The sequence below is a fragment of the Afipia clevelandensis ATCC 49720 genome (genome assembly GCF_000336555.1).
In the GTDB taxonomy this organism is placed as follows: Bacteria; Pseudomonadota; Alphaproteobacteria; order Rhizobiales; family Xanthobacteraceae; genus Afipia; species Afipia clevelandensis.
Map to the genome: position 1 here is coordinate 1,953,946 of NZ_KB375281.1, position 19,199 is coordinate 1,973,144.

At 62.6% G+C, this 19,199-nt stretch carries 22 protein-coding genes; 13 read left to right on the top strand and 9 right to left on the bottom strand.

Translation table 11 applies throughout. From position 1 onward, the window contains the following. Positions 1-12: 12 nt before the first annotated feature. The gene (locus tag HMPREF9696_RS21665; protein ID WP_157170018.1) at positions 13-312 is read right to left on the bottom strand and encodes a hypothetical protein; all 300 of its coding nucleotides are present in this window, start codon (positions 310-312) and stop codon (positions 13-15) included. Between HMPREF9696_RS21665 and HMPREF9696_RS09360 the strand changes: the two genes are divergently transcribed. The 5 genes from HMPREF9696_RS09360 to HMPREF9696_RS09380 all read left to right on the top strand — a co-directional run bounded on the left by HMPREF9696_RS09360 (position 311) and on the right by HMPREF9696_RS09380 (position 4,326). Continuing rightward, the gene (locus tag HMPREF9696_RS09360) at positions 311-1,069 is read left to right on the top strand and encodes an SDR family oxidoreductase (RefSeq protein ID WP_002712747.1); all 759 of its coding nucleotides are present in this window, start codon (positions 311-313) and stop codon (positions 1,067-1,069) included. The genes HMPREF9696_RS21665 and HMPREF9696_RS09360 overlap by 2 nt on opposite strands. Positions 1,070-1,133: 64 nt before the next feature. Then, positions 1,134-1,598: a carboxymuconolactone decarboxylase family protein gene (locus HMPREF9696_RS09365; RefSeq protein ID WP_002712748.1), complete on the top strand. Its 465-nt coding sequence runs from the start codon at positions 1,134-1,136 to the stop codon at positions 1,596-1,598. Further along, the gene (locus tag HMPREF9696_RS09370) at positions 1,585-2,487 is read left to right on the top strand and encodes a sigma-70 family RNA polymerase sigma factor (protein ID WP_002712749.1); all 903 of its coding nucleotides are present in this window, start codon (positions 1,585-1,587) and stop codon (positions 2,485-2,487) included. The genes HMPREF9696_RS09365 and HMPREF9696_RS09370 overlap by 14 nt, the downstream gene beginning before the upstream one ends. Positions 2,488-2,681: 194 nt before the next feature. After that, positions 2,682-3,101, top strand: coding sequence for a hypothetical protein (locus HMPREF9696_RS09375; RefSeq protein WP_002712750.1), 420 nt, complete (start codon positions 2,682-2,684; stop codon positions 3,099-3,101). Continuing rightward, positions 3,094-4,326 carry an HlyD family secretion protein gene (locus HMPREF9696_RS09380; RefSeq protein WP_002712751.1) on the top strand — a complete coding sequence of 411 codons (1,233 nt, stop codon included), beginning with the start codon at positions 3,094-3,096 and terminating at the stop codon, positions 4,324-4,326. The genes HMPREF9696_RS09375 and HMPREF9696_RS09380 overlap by 8 nt, the downstream gene beginning before the upstream one ends. A 23-nt stretch (positions 4,327-4,349) precedes the next feature. Here HMPREF9696_RS09380 and HMPREF9696_RS09385 read toward each other — a convergent pair whose 3' ends face one another. Both HMPREF9696_RS09385 and HMPREF9696_RS09390 read right to left on the bottom strand, forming a co-directional pair. Beyond that, positions 4,350-4,775: a GFA family protein gene (locus tag HMPREF9696_RS09385; protein WP_002712752.1), complete on the bottom strand. Its 426-nt coding sequence runs from the start codon at positions 4,773-4,775 to the stop codon at positions 4,350-4,352. A gap of 67 nt (positions 4,776-4,842) precedes the next feature. Further along, complete coding sequence (locus tag HMPREF9696_RS09390) at positions 4,843-5,958, bottom strand: 5-methyltetrahydropteroyltriglutamate--homocysteine S-methyltransferase (protein ID WP_002712753.1); 1,116 nt, start codon at positions 5,956-5,958, stop codon at positions 4,843-4,845. 194 nt (positions 5,959-6,152) lie between these two features. On the opposite strand from HMPREF9696_RS09390, the gene HMPREF9696_RS09395 reads away from it, so the two are divergent. After that, positions 6,153-6,611, top strand: coding sequence for a baeRF12 domain-containing protein (locus HMPREF9696_RS09395; protein WP_002712754.1), 459 nt, complete (start codon positions 6,153-6,155; stop codon positions 6,609-6,611). Between the two features lie 2 nt (positions 6,612-6,613). Here the strand turns inward: HMPREF9696_RS09395 and purU are convergent, their stop codons facing one another. Continuing rightward, on the bottom strand, positions 6,614-7,477 hold the full coding sequence (gene purU / locus HMPREF9696_RS09400; protein WP_002712755.1) for a formyltetrahydrofolate deformylase: 864 nt from the start codon (positions 7,475-7,477) through the stop codon (positions 6,614-6,616). A gap of 305 nt (positions 7,478-7,782) precedes the next feature. On the opposite strand from purU, the gene HMPREF9696_RS09405 reads away from it, so the two are divergent. Then, positions 7,783-8,628, top strand: a complete 846-nt coding sequence (locus HMPREF9696_RS09405; protein WP_002712756.1) for a uroporphyrinogen-III synthase — start codon at positions 7,783-7,785, stop codon at positions 8,626-8,628. 206 nt (positions 8,629-8,834) lie between these two features. After that, positions 8,835-11,300, top strand: a complete 2,466-nt coding sequence (locus tag HMPREF9696_RS09410) for a CaiB/BaiF CoA-transferase family protein (RefSeq protein ID WP_002712757.1) — start codon at positions 8,835-8,837, stop codon at positions 11,298-11,300. Between the two features lie 132 nt (positions 11,301-11,432). On the opposite strand, the gene HMPREF9696_RS09415 is transcribed toward HMPREF9696_RS09410, so the two are convergent. From HMPREF9696_RS09415 to HMPREF9696_RS21940, 5 genes are all read right to left on the bottom strand, one after another. Further along, positions 11,433-11,888: a secondary thiamine-phosphate synthase enzyme YjbQ gene (locus HMPREF9696_RS09415; RefSeq protein WP_040301938.1), complete on the bottom strand. Its 456-nt coding sequence runs from the start codon at positions 11,886-11,888 to the stop codon at positions 11,433-11,435. A 10-nt stretch (positions 11,889-11,898) separates the two neighbouring features. Further along, complete coding sequence (locus HMPREF9696_RS09420) at positions 11,899-12,318, bottom strand: DUF1810 domain-containing protein (protein ID WP_002712759.1); 420 nt, start codon at positions 12,316-12,318, stop codon at positions 11,899-11,901. 70 nt (positions 12,319-12,388) lie between these two features. After that, complete coding sequence (locus HMPREF9696_RS09425) at positions 12,389-12,748, bottom strand: PRC-barrel domain-containing protein (RefSeq protein ID WP_002712760.1); 360 nt, start codon at positions 12,746-12,748, stop codon at positions 12,389-12,391. 96 nt (positions 12,749-12,844) lie between these two features. After that, on the bottom strand, positions 12,845-13,795 hold the full coding sequence (gene fcl, locus HMPREF9696_RS09430) for a GDP-L-fucose synthase (RefSeq protein ID WP_002712761.1): 951 nt from the start codon (positions 13,793-13,795) through the stop codon (positions 12,845-12,847). A gap of 6 nt (positions 13,796-13,801) precedes the next feature. Next, positions 13,802-14,110, bottom strand: a complete 309-nt coding sequence (locus tag HMPREF9696_RS21940; RefSeq protein WP_040301340.1) for a hypothetical protein — start codon at positions 14,108-14,110, stop codon at positions 13,802-13,804. 1 nt (position 14,111) lies between these two features. On the opposite strand from HMPREF9696_RS21940, the gene HMPREF9696_RS09440 reads away from it, so the two are divergent. The 5 genes from HMPREF9696_RS09440 (at position 14,112) to HMPREF9696_RS09460 (ending at position 19,134) form a co-directional block, all read left to right on the top strand. Next, entirely contained in the window at positions 14,112-15,344 is a 1,233-nt protein-coding gene (locus HMPREF9696_RS09440; protein ID WP_002712762.1) for a branched-chain amino acid ABC transporter substrate-binding protein, read from the top strand. Positions 15,345-15,441: 97 nt separating this feature from the next. Next, positions 15,442-16,389: a branched-chain amino acid ABC transporter permease gene (locus HMPREF9696_RS09445; protein ID WP_002712763.1), complete on the top strand. Its 948-nt coding sequence runs from the start codon at positions 15,442-15,444 to the stop codon at positions 16,387-16,389. After that, positions 16,386-17,687 (top strand): branched-chain amino acid ABC transporter permease, encoded by a 1,302-nt coding sequence (locus HMPREF9696_RS09450; protein WP_002712764.1) that lies wholly within the window; start codon positions 16,386-16,388, stop codon positions 17,685-17,687. Before HMPREF9696_RS09445 ends, HMPREF9696_RS09450 begins: the two co-directional genes overlap by 4 nt. Then, the gene (locus HMPREF9696_RS09455; RefSeq protein ID WP_002712765.1) at positions 17,684-18,439 is read left to right on the top strand and encodes an ABC transporter ATP-binding protein; all 756 of its coding nucleotides are present in this window, start codon (positions 17,684-17,686) and stop codon (positions 18,437-18,439) included. The genes HMPREF9696_RS09450 and HMPREF9696_RS09455 overlap by 4 nt, the downstream gene beginning before the upstream one ends. After that, positions 18,439-19,134, top strand: a complete 696-nt coding sequence (locus HMPREF9696_RS09460) for an ABC transporter ATP-binding protein (RefSeq protein WP_002712766.1) — start codon at positions 18,439-18,441, stop codon at positions 19,132-19,134. Before HMPREF9696_RS09455 ends, HMPREF9696_RS09460 begins: the two co-directional genes overlap by 1 nt. Positions 19,135-19,199: the final 65 nt, after the last annotated feature.

The window sequence follows — 19,199 nt, forward strand, 5'->3', positions numbered from 1 at the left end:
CGTTGCCGGCACTCATTCCGTGCCCGCCAAAGACAATACATTCTCGCCGCGTCCGCGCCGGGCACAAGGTGCATTTGCCCGGCTTGCAGGTGAATTCAGACAGCCTTCCTGCCTGATCGCGGGAACGGCTCGCTGCACGGCATCAAAAAAACTTTCAGGCCATGTCACATCCGCCCCCTGCTCCCTCGTCTTGATCGCGAAGGTGCAGAAACAGGCGGACACAGGCAGCGGAAAATCCGCCGAAAGCCAAAGCCTTTCATGCACTTCCGCCATCATCCGCCGCGCCTGCGCGGCCAAACAGGAGGTCATCATGAAGATCGTCGTTATCGGAGGGTCCGGCCTGATCGGATCGCGTGTCGTCGCCCGGCTGCGCCAGCGCGGCCATGAGGTCATCGCAGCCTCGCCATCCACCGGCGTCAACACCGTCACCGGCGAAGGACTGAAGGAGGCGTTCACCGGCGCGGATGTTGTCGTGGACGTGGCGAATTCACCATCGTTCGAGACAGAAGCCGCGATGAGCTTCTTTGAAGCGGCGGGCCGCAACATCTTCGCGGCGGAAAAGGCCGCCGGTGTGAAGCTGCATGTCGCGCTGTCGGTGGTGGGCACCGAGCGCCTGACCGCGTTCGGATACTTCGGCGCCAAGCTGGCGCAGGAACGCGCCATCGAGAATTCCGGCATGCCTTATACGATCGTGCGCGCCACGCAGTTCTTTGAATTCGTCGGCGGCATCGCGCAGTCGGCCACGGAGGGGCAGACCGTCCGCGTTTCGCCGGCGCGCATCCAGCCGATGGCCGCCGACGATGTCGCCGCCGCGGTGGTGGACGCGGCGCTCTCGCCTGCGAAGGGCATGGTGGAAGTCGCGGGTCCGGAATCGTTTCAAATGGATCAACTGATCCGGACCTACCTTGCCGCGAAGAACGACCGCAAGGAGGTGATCACCGATCCGGCCGCGGGCTACTTCGGAATTGCCGTGGATGACCGTTCGCTGACGCCGGATGCCGGCGCGCGGCTCGGCACCGTCACATTCGCCGAATGGCTGCGCCAGGATCAGTCCAACGCCGCCGCTTGACGGAGTTGATCGCCCCGCAACATTCGCTGCACAATGACACCAACCGAACTGAACGGAGAATGAAATGACCCCGAGAATTGCAGCCCCTTTCAAGGCGGCCCCCGAAGCCTACAAGGCGATGGCGGCGCTCGAAGCCGCGATCAAGGCCAGCGGCCTCGAGCACAGCCTGATCGAACTGGTGAAGATGCGCGCCTCGCAGATCAACGGCTGCGCCTATTGCATTCACATGCACTCGACCGACGCCCGCAAGGCGGGCGAGACCGAAATGCGGCTCTACATGCTCAATGCCTGGCGCGAGTCCACGCTCTATACGCCCCGCGAGCGCGCCGCACTGGCCTGGACCGAAAGCCTGACGCTGGTCGCCGCCACCGGTGCGCCGGACAGCGACTATGATCTCGTGAAGGCCGAGTTCAGCGAGGCCGAACAGGTCAACCTCACCATGCTGATCGGCGCGATCAATGCATGGAACAGGCTCGCCATCGGCTTCCGCATGGCGCATCCGAAGGAAGGCGGCCGTGTCGCGGCCTGAGACCGGCACGACACTGTTCGAGGCGCACCGGCCGCGGCTGGTGCGTCTCGCCTATCGCATGCTCGGTTCGATGGCCGAGGCCGAAGACATTGTGCAGGATGCGTGGCTGCGGTGGCAGCAGGTGGACCTCGCCACCGTGGATGCGCCGCCCGCCTTTCTCTCCCGCATTGTCACGCGGCTTTGTCTGGACGTCATGAAGTCGGCGCGCGCGCGGCGCGAGACCTATGTCGGCTCGGGGCTGCCGGAGCCGATAATCGAGGAGCCGGACACCGTGGATGAAGACGATCTCACCTTGACCCTCATGCTCGCGCTTGAACGCCTGTCGCCGCTGGAGCGCGCGGCGTTCCTGCTGCACGATGTTTTCGGCGTTCCGCTCGATGAAGTCGCTGAAACCGTCGAGCGCGAGCCTGCCGCTGTGCGCCAGCTCGCCGCGCGTGCCCGCAAGCATGTGCAGGAGGCCCGCCCGCGGTACACGGTGGCGCAGGACGAGGGCAGCCGCATCGCGGCGGCGTTCTTCGCGGCATCCCGCAGCGGGGACACCAATGCGTTGCGCGCCATTCTCGCGCAGAATGTGGTGATCCGCTCCGACGGCGGCGGCAAGGTCAACGCCTTCATCAATCCGATCCTCGGGCTTGAGCGCGTGCTGCGCGCCTACGAAGGCCTTGCGCGCAAGCTCGCCACCCGTCCTTCGCGCGATCTGTTCCGCCCGATGCGCGTCAACGGCCTGCCGGGGTATGTCAGCTATGAGCGTGACGACATTTTCCAGACCACGGCCTTCGCGATCGAGGATGGCAAGATCACGGAGATCTACATCACCCGTAATCCCGACAAGCTGCGTCATGTCGTTGAGGCGCTGAACATTCCCGGCGAAGCCACCACGCGCCACTGAATGTCCGGCCTTTGCCAGACGGCAAGACCGCAGCAAACAACGACGCTGGCGGGACAGTCTTGAAGAACCTGCGGGTCACGCGCACCGTGCCGAGCTACCGCTTCGCGGATCATCTTTGTCCTTGCCAAGTTCCATCCCTGTGCAAGGATGGAACCCGGTCGGATTGCGTATGATCAATTGTGTGGAGGCTAGCCTTGAGCGACTCCCTTCATCCTGCTGCGCCGCATCACCTGCCCTCCTTCATCACAGCGCCGGGCGACACCGATATCCTGATGGTCGTGGTCGGCTTCATCCTGCTGGCCGCTATTCTGTTCGTCGGGAACATCTATCTGCAGATCCATTCGCTGCCGGAACGGATGGCGCACAAGTCGCAGAAGCTGCAGTTCGAGATCGTGGCGGTGCTGTGCCTGCTCGCGCTGTTCACGCACAATCACCTGTTCTGGGTGATTGCGCTGCTTCTGGCGATGGTCGATCTGCCGGATTTCAGCACGCCGCTGCGCAGCATCGCGGGCTCGGTTCAGAAATTGGCCGGGATCAAGCCGGACCCCGATCCGTCCGAGCCGCCGGACGACCTGTCGCCACCGGCCAAGAGCGAGGGGCAGCACCATGCTTGAGCTGATCCTGTGCTCGCTGCTGACGGTCTTCCCTGATTATCTGTATCGCCGCTATGCGCAGGGAAAACGCATCGGCAAGGAGATCACGCTGTTCTCTGTCTGGTATGAACTGCGCTGGGGCATCACGTCCTGCGTTGTGCTGACGGTCGCGTTAATCACCGTGATTTTCTACTACCATCCCTCCACCACCAGCGCGACGCTGTTCTACCGGACGGTGCCGCTGGTGCCGGAGACCACCGGGCGCGTGGCTGAAGTCCACGCCGATTTCAGCGCTCCGGTGAAGAAAGGCGATATCATCTTCAGGCTGGACAGCACCAAACAGGAAGCTGCGCTGAACACGGCCAAAAGCAAGATCGCCGAGATCGACGCCGCGATCGTTTCGGCGCAGACGGATGTGCAAAAGGCCGACGCCCAGATTCAGGAAGCGAAGAGTTCGCTGCAACAGGCCTCCGACGAACTCGACGTGAAACGCGAGTTGCAGAAGCGCAGTCCGGGCATCGTTCCGCAGCGGGACATCGAAAAGCTGGAAGTGATCCTCGCCGGGCGGCAAGGCACGCTTGACGCGGCCACCGCGGCGAAACAATCAGCCGTGATCCGCATGACTTCGTTGCTTCCCGCGCAGAAAGCCAGCGCGGAAGCGGCACTCGCCGAAGCACAGGTGGACCTCGACAAGACCAGCATTCGCGCGGGCGTGAACGGCCGCGTCGAGCAGTTCTTCCTGCGGCCGGGCGACATCGTCAATCCGATGATCCGCTCCGCCGGCGTCCTGATCCCCGAAGGCGCGGGGCAGCGTGCGCTCTCCGCAGGCTTCGGCCAGATCGAGGCGCAGGTCATGAGGGTCGGCATGGTGGCCGAGGCCACCTGCATCTCGAAGCCCTGGACCGTGATCCCGATGGTGGTCACCAGCGTACAGAATTACATCGCCGCGGGACAATTCCGCGGCGGCGAGCAACTGGTGGACACGCAACAGGTCCGGCAGCCCGGCACGATCCTCGTTTTCATGGAGCCGATCTACAAGGGCGGCCTTGAGGGCGTGACGCCGGGCAGCAGTTGCATCGCCAACGCCTATACCAGCAACCATGATGTGATCGCAGCGAAGGACACCGGCACGGGCAAGCGCATCTGGCTGCATGCGGTGGACGCCACCGGCATCGTCCATGCCATGCTGCTGCGGATTCAGGCGCTGCTGTTGCCGGTCAAGACACTGGTGCTCAGCGGGCACTAGGGCGCGAACGGTTATGACTGCAGTCAGTCCTTCGGGACAAAGCGCAGCGTGCCCGCCTGGCGCGTCGGCTTGCCGGTGTCGTTGGTATGATTGATGCCGTCCATCACCGGCACCTCCGGAAAATCGAATGGACTTACGCCCTCGAGGCACGCCACATTGACCGCATACAGGTTCTGGTTCGATCGCCTTTGATGATGCGTGTAGATTCCGCACCGGGAGCAGAAGAAATGCCGGGCGGACCCGGTGTGAAAGCGGTAGGTCGTCAGCACGTCCTCGCCCTGCACGAGCCTGATGCCGCCCATTTCCGCCATGACCATGACGGCGCCTTTCATGCGGCAGTAGGAGCAGGTGCAGCGCCGGATCGAATTGAAGCCGTCGCTGATCGTCGCCTCAAAACGCACAGCACCGCAATGACACTGACCGGCGATAACATTGGTGTCACTCAACATGCTGGCATGTCTCCTGTCGGATGATGTTTACGTTCGATCCTGTTTCGTCTCAATGCAGTTGCGCGAACTACCTGCCCCACACCTCGCCCGCGACATCGGCGACGAAACGCAGCTTGGCCCATTGCTGATCCTCGGTGAGGATGTTGCCTTCCTCGGTCGAGGCGAAGCCGCATTGCGGCGACAGCGCGAGTTGATCGAGCGCCACAAGCCGCGCCGCTTCATCAATGCGCCGTTTGATGTCGTCCTTTGTCTCCAGCGCACCGTCTTTCGAGGTCACAAGACCCAGCACGACGATCTTGTTTCCGGCTGTCAGGAAGCGCAGCGGCTCAAAACCGCCGGCGCGGTCGGAATCGTATTCGAGAAAATAGCCGTCATAGTTCACGCCCGCGAGAAGAAGCTCGGCGACCGGCTCATAGCCGCCGGACGCAATCCAGTTGGAGCGGAAGTTGCCGCGGCAAACGTGGGTGGTGATGGTCATGTCGGGGGGACGTTCGGCGATCGCGTAATTGATGACGCGGGCATAGACGCCGGGCAGCGTCTCCGGGTCCTCCCCGCGCGCGCGCAGCTTGGCGCGCTGGTCTTCCGAGCAGAAATAGCCCCATGACGTATCGTCGAATTGCAGGTAGCGGCAACCTGCATCGTAAAACGCCTTCACGGCCTTGCGGTAGGTCATCGCCAGATCGACAAAGAAGGCGTCGATATCGGGATAGGCCTCGCGCGAGACGGCATCCCGGCCGCCGCGATAATGCAGCATCGACGGCGACGGAATCGTCATCTTCGGCGTCACGCCGGCCAGATCGCAGCGATCCTTGAGCAGCTTGAAATGCTCCAGCATCGGATGATCGGCGGGAAAATCCAGCTTGCCGGTGACGCGGATGCTCTCACCGCTGGTGACACGGCCCCCGACAACCGCGCCTTCGGCCTTGTGAATCTCGCATCCGCCGAGGAATTTCAGAAAATCGAAATGCCACCAGGCGCGGCGAAACTCACCGTCGGTGGCAAGGCGCAGGCCATTCTGTTTCTGGCGCTGGACCGCCGTGCTGATTTCGAGCGACTCGATGCGCTGCAATTCGGCTGCGGCAATTTCACCGCCCGCGAAACGGGCGCGGGCCTCCCTGAGCCGCGGCGGCCGCAACAGGCTGCCGACATGGTCGGCGCGAAACGGCGGCCTCGTTCGCTGCATCATGGTCTCCGGATCAGGCATTCTGCGATCTTGCCGCGCTGGTAGCACATCGCAGCCCGCAACGCCGAGCGCCTTTTCCGCGTTGCACGCAGGCTATGGCCGCGTTTTGCTGTCAGGGTTTCCAGCCGTTTAACCCGCCGGGGGAACGAAAACCGTGCTTCCGCTATTGGTATATTCCCTGCCGGAGTCATCAGATGGCCGCAAAACCTGACATGATCCGCATTCCCCACAACACGTATGTCCTGGTCGGCGACGGACGCAAGGCGCTGTTCCTGCGCAATGAAGGCAACGGAGCCGCGCTGGACCTGAAAACGGAACGGATTTTGACCAACGACAATCCGCCCACGCGCGAGCAAGGCTCCGGCCGGCCGGGGCGCAGCTTTCAGAGCGTCGGCAGCGGCCGCAGCGCCGTCGAACAGACCGACTGGCACGAGATCGGCGAGCAGCGGTTTGCCAAAACCATCGCGGATGCGCTCGAGGCGCTGGCGCGCGACCGGGAGATTCCCGGCTTTGTCATCGTGGCCCCGCCCCGCACCCTGGCGGACCTGCGCCATTCCCTTGGCGCCGACACCAAAAGCCGCGTCATCGCCGAGATCGACAAGGACCTGACCGGCCACCCGATCAAGGATATCGAGCGGCATTTGACGGCGTAAGATCAGTCCGTGAAGACCACAGTCTTGCGGCCGTTGAGGATTACGCGATCTTCAAGATGATAGCGGATGGCGCGGGCGAGCACGCGGCGCTCGATATCCGCGCCCTTGCGCACGAGGTCTTCCGGCGAGTCGCGGTGGCTGATGCGCTCGATGTCCTGCTCGATGATCGGGCCTTCGTCGAGATCGCTGGTGACATAATGCGCCGTCGCGCCGATCAGCTTGACCCCGCGCTCATGCGCCTGATGGTAGGGCTTGGCGCCCTTGAAGCCCGGCAGGAACGAGTGATGGATGTTGATGCAGCGGCCTGACAGCTTGCCTGCCAGATCCTCCGACAGCACCTGCATGTAGCGCGCCAGCACCACAAGATCAGTCTTCGTGTCCTGGATGATCTGCCAGACCTTGGCTTCCTGCTCGTCCTTGGTGGCGCGGGTCACCGGCAGATGGTGAAACGGAATCCCTGCGAAATCGAGTCCGGCATAGGTTTCCAGCGGATGATTGGAGATGATCGCGGTCGGCGTCATCGGCAGTTCGCCACGACGCCAGCGATAGAGAATGTCGGCAAGACAATGATCGAACTTCGACACCATCAGCGCCACGCGCGGCTGCACGGCGCGGTCGCGAAGCTGCCAGACCATGTCGAACGGCTTGGCCATCACGCCGAAACCGGACTGCAGCGTGGCGAGATCCGCCTGCGCGCCGGGGGAATCGAAGCTCACCCGCATGAAGAACCGGCCCGTCTCGGTGTCGCTGTATTGCTGGGCGTCGAGAATGTTCTGCCCGTTGGCAAACAGGAAGGTGGAGACCGCCGACACGATGCCGGGGCGATCAGGGCAGGACAGGGTCAGAACGAATTGCTGTGCGGACATGGGATTTCAGATTGAACCACTGAGGCGGATGGAACCGTCCTGTAGCACCGTCGTGGCCATTCGCCAATCGCAACTCTCGCGGGTCGTCCCCGCGCAGGCAGGGACCCATAACCCCTACACTATCGTTTAGGGATCAATCGCCGACAAAACGGTGACACAGGCTTCGCAGGAGTCAGCCAGACTCAGGGAGTATGGGTCCCTGCCTGCGCGGGGACGACAATTGTTATATCGCTCTGAAAACGACTGGCATGCGATGCATGACAGCAATAGGCTGCGCCCATCGTATTCGCCACACACAGGTTCCTATGCCCGGCAGGCTTGAAGGTTATCGCATCCTGATTCTGGAAACGCGCGAGGAAGCGCAATTTTCGCGCCTGTTGCAGGAACAGGGCGCCCATGTGCTGCAATGCCCGATGTTCACCATCCGCGATGCGCCGGACCCTGCCCCCATCGAGGCCTGGATCGGGCTGTTCATCGCAAAACCGTTCGACGATCTGGTGCTGATGACCGGCGAAGGGCTGCGGCGGATCATGAAAGTGGCCCAGCGGATCGGTGCAGATCAGGATTTGATCGCGGCGATCGGCAAGGCGAAACGATATGCGCGCGGGCCGAAGCCGGTGCGAGCGCTGCGCGAGATCGGCCTTGAGGCCGATGTGCAGACCGAGACGCCGACCTCCGAGGGCGTCGCCGCGATGCTGGCGCAGCAGGACCTGACAGGTCATCGCGTCGGACTGCAGCTTTATCCCGACAAGGACCACGCAAAGCTGATCGGCGCGATCACGTCATTGGGCGCGCAGGTCGAAACCGTGCTGCCCTATATCTACGACGGCGAGGCTGCCGACACCAACATCGTTGCCGCGATTGACGAGATGGCCCAGCGCCGTGTCGATGCCATTGCATTGACGAGTTCGGGGCAGGTGCGGCGGCTGGTGGATGTGGCGCGCGCGCATGGCTGCGAAGACAGACTGCGCGCCGGACTCGCACAGACGCCCGTTGCATCGGTCGGTCCTGTTGTCTCGGATGAACTGAAGGCCTACGGCCTGCACACGGATATCTATCCGGCGAACGATTCCTTTTTCATGAAGCCGCTGATCAGCGCCATGGCGCTTGAACTGAACAAGACGCCGCCGCGGATGGCCCGACAAGTCTAGTTGTCATCACCGGGCTTGACCCGGTGATCCATCCTCTTCAAAAAAAATGCGTCTCTAAGAAGATGGATGGCCGGGTCAAGCCCGGCCATGACGACTGCATTTTTTGCAGCACCTTCCGCCTTCGCCGGGACGCCCCGGTAATGATTGCGTGATCGAAACAGATCAGGCACCCTGCGTCCACAAAGCAAATAAAAAGCAGAGGCCAAATGCCCAATCTTCCCCTCTCCTCCCTGCGTGTCGTTGAACTCGGATCGGGCGATACGCTCGGCTATTGCGGCAAGCTGTTTGCGGATTTCGGCGCGGAGGTCATCAAGATCGAACCGCAGAGCGGCGATCCCGGACGCCGCATTCCGCCGCTGGCCGATGTCGGCGGCGGGCAGCGCGAAAGCCTCACCTTCGCCTGGCTCAACACCAACAAAAAAAGCATCATCGCAGATCCTGAAACGGCGGACGGCGCGAGCCGCATTCTCGAATTGCTCGCCACTGCCGATCTCTTGCTCGATGCGCGGCACCCCGACGGGATCAAGGCCTCGCAGATTTCGCACGATCGCCTGCGCAAGGCCGATCCCGGCCTCGCCATCACCGCAATCTCGTGGTTCGGCGAGCATGGCCCCTACCGCAACTATCTCGCCACCGATTCCGTGTGCCGCAGCCTCGCGGGCCTCGTGAAACTTGTCGGCCCGGTTGAGGGCCCGCCGGTGCTGCCGCGCGACGGCCAGATCGGCGTGGTCGGCGGGCTGACGGCGTTCATTCCAAGCCTTGCCGGGCTCTATGGATACGAGCACGGCGCGCGCCGCTTCGCCGTCAACAATCTAGAGGCGATGCTGCACATCAGCGAGTTCGACACCGGACTTGCACTGGAATCCGGCTTCACCCGTCCCCGCCCCGGCATCAACCGCTTCGGGCGCGGCTATCCGAGCGGAAATTTCCAGACCAAGCACGGCTGGCTCGGCGTCACTGTGGTGACGCCCGCGCAATGGGCGGCGTTCTGCACCATGCTGGACATGCCAGAACTCGGCGCCGATCCGAAGTATTCGGCGACCATCGGCCGCTTCAATCATGCAGACGAACTGAAAGCGATCATCACCCCGGCGCTGTTGAAGAAGACGGCGCTGGAATGGTTCGAGATGGGCATCGACCTGCGGCTGCCGCTCGCGGTGGTGCCTGATATGAAAGAACTGCTGGAGCAGGACGTGCATCGCGTGCGCGGCGCATTCGGCACCGTCGAGATCGGCAATGCATTGTTCGAGGGCCCGGTCCTGCCGCAGTATCTGACCCGCTCACGCCCGAAGCCGAACGGGCGCGCGCCGCTCGCAGGCAGCGACGACAAGGCCGCCCTTCCCTCACACAAGCGCAAGGCGACGCGCGCGGCGACGCCGCAGGACGCGCCGCCGCTGAAGGGCCTGCGCATCGTCGATCTCACCATGGGCTGGGCGGGACCGACCGCGACACGCCAGATGGGTGATCTCGGCGCGGACATCATTAAGGTGGAGTCGTGCCAGTATCCCGACTGGTTCCGCGGCACCGATACCCGCCCGCCCTATCATGAAGAGCGGACCTACGAGAAGACCTACTGGTTCCAGATGAACAACCGCAACAAGCGCGGCATCACGCTGGACCTCACCACCGAAGCCGGCCTCTCGCTGCTCAAGCGGCTGATGAAGGATGCCGATGCGGTGATCGACAATTACGCTGCCGACGTGATGCCGCGCCTCGGCCTCGGCGTCGACGACATTCTGAAGATCAATCCGCGCCTGATCGTGGTGACCATGCCGGCGTTCGGCATGACCGGGAAATGGAGCGGCGTGCGCGCCTATGGCTCGACGCTCGAACAGGCTTCGGGACTGCCATCGGTCACCGGCGGGCCGGACGATCCGCCGGTGATGTTGCATGCGGCGATCGGCGATCCGATCGGCGGCCTCAATGCCGCGGCAGCTTTGCTGCTCGGCTTTATGCAACAGCGCAACACCGGCGAAGGCCAGCACATCGACCTCAGCCAGGTCGAATGCATGCTGCCGATGGTGGCGCCGTCGATTCTCGAACAATCCGCCAAGGGCGCGACCAGCCCGCGCATCGGCAACCGCCATCCGCAACATGTGCCGAACGGATGTTTCCCGACGCTCGGCATCGACCAGTGGCTGACGCTGTCGGTGCGCAGCAACGATGAGTGGAAGGCGCTGTGCGGCGCGATGCGCAGGCCCGACCTTGCGAACGATCCTGCGCTCGCCACTGCCGAGGGGCGGCGCGAACATGAGGATTCCATCGAGGTCGCGATCCGTCACTGGCTTGCGGACGTGCGCCCGGACATTGCAATGGTGACCTTGCAGAAGACAGGTGTTCCCGCAGGCATCGCGAAACTGCCGCAGGACCTCGCATCCGATCCGCATCTGCTCAAGACCGGACACTGGCAGCCGAGCGACCGGCCCTTCATGGGGCCGCATCTGTTGCCATCCGTGGCCTATCGCGAAGGCGACAGCGAACTGCCTTACGCGATCACCCATCTCGCTCCGACCCTCGGGCAGCACAATCACGAGGTGCTGCGCGAGGTACTTGGACTCAGTGACGCGGAGATCGCCCAGCTTGAGCGCAATGAGGTGATCGGAACATCGGCGACCTTGCCGAAGCCGAAGGCAAAAAAGAGCGGCGGCAAAACTGCAAGCGCGGCGAGTTGACCTTACCTCTCCCCGTTTACGGGGAGAGGTCGACATGCGTCAGCATGGCGGGTGAGGGGCAATCTGCTTTTCGAGAAGCCCCCTCTCCCCGTAAACGGGGCGAGGAAGCGCATCGCAAAGTGACGCTGATATTCAACTCCCCATAAACTGCATCACGATCTCGCGGCTGTGCGGCCGCGTGCGGTGCTCGATCAGATAGATCGCCTGCCAGGTGCCGAGCGCGAGCGCGCCGCCGATCACAGGAACCTGCAGGCTGACCGATGTCAGCATGGTCTTGATATGCGCCGGCATGTCATCCGGTCCCTCGACGGTGTGACGCCAGCCGCCTTCGGCAGGCGCGAGCCGGCGCAGCGAGGTGAGCAGATCCGCGAGCACGTCGGGATCGGCATTTTCCTGAACGGTCAACGATGCCGAGGTGTGCCGGATAAACAGACTGACGCTGCCGTTGCTGCCGCCCGCCTCGTGCAGGAAGCGCGCGACCTCGCGCGTGATGTCGGTGAAGCCCTCGCCCTTCGTCGGCACGGTCAGAACCGAGGTTGCGATGGTTTCAACATCGGTGAAGGTGACGGGGGTCTGTTTCATATCCATTCTCTTGCGCTCATAGCCGCGCCAGCGTCGCCGCATCGAACGCGCCGCCGTAGTATTTGTCCAGTGCGGCGAGAAAATCCGCATTGTCGGGCGTCACGTTTGCAAACAAGGTCATCGACGATCTGAACTTCATGTCGTCCGGACTGCCGAGAATGGCATGAATGTCCCCGCCGGTGATCGCGTTTACTAACTCCGTGCATTCGCGAAGGCGTGGTCCAAGAACCTGATGGCCGAGATAAGCCACGGCCTCCGCGCGCGAGGCGATGGCGTAGCGCTGCGCCATGGTGCTGAAGCCAAGCCCTTCGATCTGCGGAAAGATGAACCACATCCAGTGGCTCTGCTTGCGGCCCGCCCGCAACTCCGCGACAACGCGCGGATAGACGCCGTCCTGCGCATTCACGAATCGCTGAAGATCGAACGGATCGCCCATTAGATGCTGCTCAAGCAAAGGGCGCGCAGACGTATCCGCGCGCCCGATCAGCTTTAGCATACGCCGCAGATTACATCACGACGCCGTAATAGTCGCTGAGGCCCTTGGTGCGGGTGGCGCTGCCCCAGTCCCAATCGCTGTCATTGGCGTAGTGCGGCGCGTCTTTCAGCTTCTCGACCGGCACCATGGTTTGATAGCCGCCGAGCTCGGTATTGTATTTCAGCGACGCCCACGGCAGCGGATAGTGATCGTCGCCGATCCCGAGGAAGCCGCCGAAGCTGAGAACGGCATAAGACACCTTGCCGGTGGTCTTCTGGATCATCACGCGCTCGATCGAGCCGATCTTTTCACCATCCGCGCCGTACACCGCGGTTCCCTCCACCTTGTCGCTGCCGATGAGGGACGATGTTTCGTTCGATTGCTGGGTCATTGCAGTTCTCCATGTTTCCAAGATGGAGACACAACGGCGCAATACGAACCGTGTTCCTATGGCCTGATCAAGGTTCCGGCGCCTGTGCGGAACGCATCAGGCGGGCGAGCGCTCTGTCAGGTAGGCCTGATAGGCGCGCTTCATGCCGTCCTCAAGAGAGGTCGTTGCCCGCCAGCCGAACGCCGCCAGCTTGCCGACATCCAGCAGCTTGCGCGGCGTGCCGTCCGGCCTGGAAGTGTCGAACACGATCTCGCCGGTGTAGCCCACGGTCTTTGCGACCACGCGGGCGAAATCCGCGATGGAAATATCCTCGCCGGTGCCGACATTGATCAGCCCGCCCTCGGAATAGGTCTTCATCAGGTGAACCGACGCATCGGCCATGTCGTCGACATAAAGAAACTCACGCCGCGGCGTGCCGGTTCCCCACACCACGACCTCCCGCGCGCCGGTTTCCTTCGCCTCGTGGAAGCGGCGGATCAGCGCCGCGACCACATGGCTGTATTCGGGATGGTAGTTGTCGCCGGGGCCGTAGAGATTGGTCGGCATGATGCTGATGAAGTCGCTGCCATACTGGTCGCGATAGGCTTCCGCCATCTTGACGCCGGCGATCTTTGCGATCGCGTAAGGCTCGTTGGTCGGCTCCAGCGTATCGGTCAGCAGCGAATCCTCGCGCAACGGCTGCGGCGCGAGTTTCGGATAGATGCAGGAGGAGCCGAGAAACAGCAGCTTCTCCACCCCATGCTCATGCGCGGCATGAATCACGTTGGTCGCGATCAGCAGATTCTCGTAAATGAACTCGGCGCGCAGCGTGTTGTTGGCGACGATGCCGCCGACCTTGGCGGCCGCGTGAAACACAACCTGCGGGCGATTGGCGGCGAACCACCGGTTGACGGCGGCCTGATCGAGCAGATCGAGTTCGCTTCTCGGCGCGGTAAGGATGTCAACATTCTCCCGCGCGAGCCGGCGCGCAATGGCGCTGCCTACCATGCCGCGATGGCCCGCGACGAACACGCGCTTGCCTTTCAGTTCAAACGGTAGCGAAGCCATTTACGATCACATGCGCCCGATCAGGAAAGATTTGCCCCAGCAGGCGGTCCATTCGCACCCGCCAGACCGGCCGTTCGCACCCCCGTGCGACAGATCGGCATAGGCCGGTATGGCATGCCACGCAAGCAAAAGCGAACATGCCGTTTCCGCCCTGTGATTAAGCATTTCCCTCAAGGTTTCAACAGCGGGCTTGCAGCCCGCGAAGCGTTGGACCACAATCCGGCCCATGAAACGGCCCGTCCGGTACAGGATCAATATCCTGACCATTGATGACAACAACCGGCCGATCACAAAAACGATCTTAAGGGAGATCACTATGCGTAAATTGATGATGGCTGCGGCATTCGCGCTTCCCATGCTGGGCGGAGCGGCGATGGCGCAGGATACCGTGAAAATCGGTTACATCGATCCGTTGTCCGGCGGCGGCGCCAGCATCGGCGAAGTCGGCTTCAAGACCTATCAGTTCCTGGCCGACGAACTGAACGCCAAGGGCGGCATTCTCGGCAAGAAGGTCGAGATCGTTCCTTACGACAACAAGACCAATCCGCAGGAATCGCTAATCCAGGCACAGAAGGCGATCGACGCCGGCGTGCGCTATCTCACACAGGGTAACGGCTCGGCCGTTGCGATCGCGCTGGCCGAGTTCGTCAACAAGTACAACGAACGCAATCCGGGCAAGGAAGTTCTGTTCTTCAACTACGCTGCGGTCGATCCGGTGCTGACCAACGAAAAATGCAGCTTCTCGCACTTCCGCTGGGACGCGAACTCCGACATCAAGATGGCGGCCCTCACCAACTACATGAAGACCGTCCCGACGATCAAAAAGATTTACCTGATCAATCAGGACTATTCCTTCGGTGAATCCGTTCGCACCGCGGCCCGCGCGATGCTCAAGGAAAAGCGTCCCGACATCGAGATCGTCGGCGACGAAAAGCATCCGCTGCTGAAGATCACGGATTTCGCGCCCTACATTGCAAAAATCAAGGCGTCGGGCGCCGACAGCGTCATCACCGGCAACTGGGGCCAGGACATCGCGCTGCTGCTGAAGGCGGCCGCCGATGCCGGCCTCAAGGTCAACTGGTACACCTACTATGCAGGCGGCACCGGTGGCCCGACGGCAATCAAGCAGGCCGGCCTGAACCATCAGGTCTTCCAGATCGCCGAAGGCGTGGCGAACATCAAGCACGAGTCGTCGGAGAAGTTTGAAAAGGCCTTGCGCGCCAAGTACGACTTCAGCCTGTTCTACCCCCGCGCCGTAAACGAGATGCGGATGTTCGCCGCAGCGGCGGAAAAGGCCAAGTCGCTCGAGCCCGTCAAGGTTGCGGCTGCGCTCGAAGGCATGGAGTTTGAAGTCTTCAACGGCGGCAAGGGCTTCATGCGCAAGGACGACCACCAGTTCTTCCAGCCGATGTACATCGCTTCGCTGGGCGAACGTAAGCCGGACGAACAGTTCGACGAAGAAAAGACCGGCTGGGGCTGGCACGTCGTCGCCAAGATCGACACCGACAAGACTGTCCTGCCGACCACCTGCAAGATGACCCGTCCATAAGCGGTCACTGCAGACTCTTTTCACCTGTCAATGACGTTCACCCCGGCGCGGCCGGGGTGAACGGGACCTTCACGTATCCGGGGGGAGTGCTGGGGTCGTGCTTGAGCTTATCGTCATATCCACGTTGAACGGTGTCCTGTTCGGGATGCTGTTGTTCCTGATGGCCAGCGGCCTGACGGTCATCTTCAGCATGCTCGGCGTGCTGAACTTCGCCCATGCCAGTTTCTACATGCTGGGCGCTTTCTTCGGTTATCAGATCGCCCACTGGTTCGGGTTCTGGCCCGCGCTGGTTGTCGCGCCGATCCTGGCCGGCATCATCGGCGCCGGAGTCGAACGCTACGGCTTGCGGCGCGTTCACAAGAACGGCCACGTCGCCGAACTGCTGTTCACCTTCGGCCTTGCCTTTGCGATCGAGGAAATCGTCCAGATCATCTGGGGCAAAAGCCCGCTGGACTTCCGTGTCCCGGCTTCGCTCGACTTTCCCGCCTTCACGATCTTCTCGACCAACTATCCGGCCTACAAGATGTTCATGCTGGCCGTATCCATCGTGATCTTCGTCGGCCTTCTGGTGGTGCTCAAGCGCACCCGCATCGGGCTGATCGTCCAGGCCGCGCTGACCCATCCGCACATGGTGGGTCACCTCGGCCATAATGTCGGGCGCATCTTCATGCTGGTGTTCGGCGTCGGCACCGCGCTGGCGGCTGTCGCCGGCGTCATCGCCGGCCCTGCCCTCGTCACCCAGTCCAACATGGCGGCGCTGCTCGGCCCGATCCTGTTCGTCGTGGTGGTCGTCGGCGGTCTCGGCTCGCTGCCGGGCGCCTTCATCGCGTCCCTGCTGATCGGGCTGCTGCAGACATTCGCGGTTTCGATGAACGGATCGCTGTCTGAAATCTTCGGACCCCTGAGCCCGGCCTGGGCTGCGACATGGGTGTCCGACATCTGGAACGTCACGATCGCGCAGATTGCACCGATCATGCCCTACGTTCTGCTGGTGCTGATCCTGATCTTCCGGCCGATGGGCCTCTTGGGGACGCGCGAAACATGAGTGATACTATCTTGCGCGCCGCGCCTCCTCCGCCGTCCGCCAGCGACAAGGCCAAATTCTATGGCCTCTGGGTTGCCACGGCCGTCCTGCTGATCGTGCTGCCGAAAATCTTTTCGTCCGGCGGATCACTCACGACCTTTTGCCTGATCGGCATCTCGATCATCTTCGCGCTGTCCTACAACATCCTGCTCGGCCAGACCGGCATGCTGTCATTCGGCCACGCAGTCTATTACGGCCTCGGCGGATTTCTCGCCATCCATGCCATCAACATCATCGGCGGCAACAAGTGGCCGATCCCGCTCCCGCTGATCCCGCTGATCGGCGGCCTCACCGGACTCGTCTTCGCCATTCTGCTGGGATGGGTGTCGACACAACGGAGCGGCACGGCCTTTGCGATGATCTCTCTCGGCGTCGCCGAACTTGTCGCTTCCTCCGCGCTGATTTTGCGCACCTTCTTCGGCGGCGAAGGCGGCGTCTCGGCCAACCGCACCAAGCTGTTCCGGCTGTTCGACTGGAGTTTCGGCCCGCAGATCCAGATCTATTATCTGGTCGCGGCATGGACGCTCCTCTGCATGATCGCAATGTATGCGCTGACCCGCACGCCCTGGGGCCGCATGTGCAACGCGGTCCGCGACAATCCGGAGCGCGTGCAGTTCGTCGGCTACGATCCGCATGTGGTGCGCTACATCGCGTTCTGTTTCGCCGGCTTCTTTGCCGGAATCGCGGGCGCGCTGGCGGCGATCAACTTCGAGATCGCCAACTCGGCCTATCTCGGCGCCGTCCAGTCCGGCACGGTGCTGTTCTCGACCTATATCGGCGGCGTCGGCTTCTTCATCGGTCCGGTCGTCGGCGCGATCTTCGTCACCTTCCTCTCGCTGGGTCTCAGCGATCTTACCAGCGTGTGGCAGCTCTATTTCGGCCTGTTCTTCATTCTGGTGGTGGCCTTCGCGCCCGGCGGCATCACGGGCCTGCTGATGATGCACCGGCCGCTGATCCGCGGCGGCACGCTCGGCAAGGTGATCCCGTCATACCTGGTCGCGATCGTCCCCACGCTGGCGCTGCTGATCGGCCTGGTGCTGGCGATCGAGTCCATCGTCCACCACACCATGCACTCCACCGAAGACCCGAACATCAAGGCGTTCGGCATTCCATTCAATGCATCGAGCCCGATCACATGGGCGACGTCGCTGATCCTGATTGTCGGCGGCTTCTTCGTCGCGCGCATGACATGGAAACGGGTTGCGGCAGCCTGGGATGAAGCGCTGACTGTCGCGCGCGCGAAGGAGATGGCCGTATGACAAAGCCCAACGCCATCGAAATCCGCGACGTGCAGAAGAGCTTCGGCATCACCAAGGTGATCCGCGATCTCAACCTGCAGGTCGCGCAGGGCGAACGCCACGCCCTGATCGGACCGAACGGCGCCGGAAAGTCCACGACGTTCAATCTGATCAGCGGCTACATGGCGCCGACCAGCGGGGAGGTCCTGATGCGCGGCGAGCGCATCGACGGCCTGCCGCCCTACAAGATCAACCGGCGCGGCCTGTCGCGCAGTTTCCAGGTCACCAACGTGTTCGCCAACATGACGGTGTGGGAAAACCTGCGTTGCGCCGTGCTGTGGGCGACCGGGCACAAATATGCGTTCTGGAAAAGCGTCGAAAATCTGCCGGAGGTGCGCGAGCGCACCGCGCAGATTCTCGAGGACATCAGCCTCACCTCGCGCCGCGACATTCCCGCAGGCCTTCTGACCTATGCCGAACAGCGCGCGCTGGAAATCGGCATCACCACGGCTGGCGGCGCGGATGTCATCCTGCTGGACGAACCGACCGCGGGCATGAGCCACGCGGAAACCGAGCGCGCCGTGGAACTGATCCGGCGCCTCACCGTCGGCAAGACGCTGCTGATCGTCGAGCATGACATGAGCGTCGTGTTCGGCCTTGCCGACCGCATCTCGGTGCTGGTCTATGGCCATGTCATCGCCTCCGGCGCGCCGGAGGAAATTCGCAATAGTGCGAAGGTCAAGGAAGCCTATCTGGGCGAGGAAGCGGCCTGATGTTGGAAGTTCGCGATCTGCACGCCTATTACGGCAAAAGCCACATCCTCCAAGGCGTCGACATGAACATCGCCGCCGGCGAGGTGGTCAGCCTGCTCGGCCGCAACGGCGTCGGCCGTTCGACCACCGTGAAGGCGATCATGGGCGAGGTGCCGCCCCACGGCACCATCAACTTCAAGGGCCAGAACATCGCCGGCCTGCCGAGCTACAAGATCGCCCACCTCGGCCTCGGCTACGTGCCCGAGCACCGTGACATCTTCCCCGGCCTCACCGTGCGGCAGAACCTGCTGCTCGGCATCAAGGACACGAAACATCCGGGCAAATGGAAGCCCGACGACATGCTCGAAATGTTCCCGAACCTGAAGGCGCGCGCCGACACCGCGGCGGGCGTCATGTCGGGCGGCGAGAAGCAGATGCTCACCATCTGCCGGACGCTGATGGGCGACCCCGAACTCATCATGATCGACGAGCCGACCGAAGGTCTCGCGCCGCTGATCGTGCAACAGGTCGGCGACCTGATCGCGGAAATCGCCAAGCGCGGCGTTGCGATCCTGCTGGTCGAGCAGAAACTGTCGATCGCCATGCGCATTTCGCACCGGCTCTACGTGATGGGCCACGGCCGCATCGTGTTCGAGGGCACGCCCGCCGATCTGAGGGCCAACGAGTCCGTCCGCAAGGAATGGCTCGAGGTTTAAGGACAGTGTGCACCTCGTCCCGGCCTTCGCCGGGACGACTCGTTGAAAGATCGCGCCAATAGCGA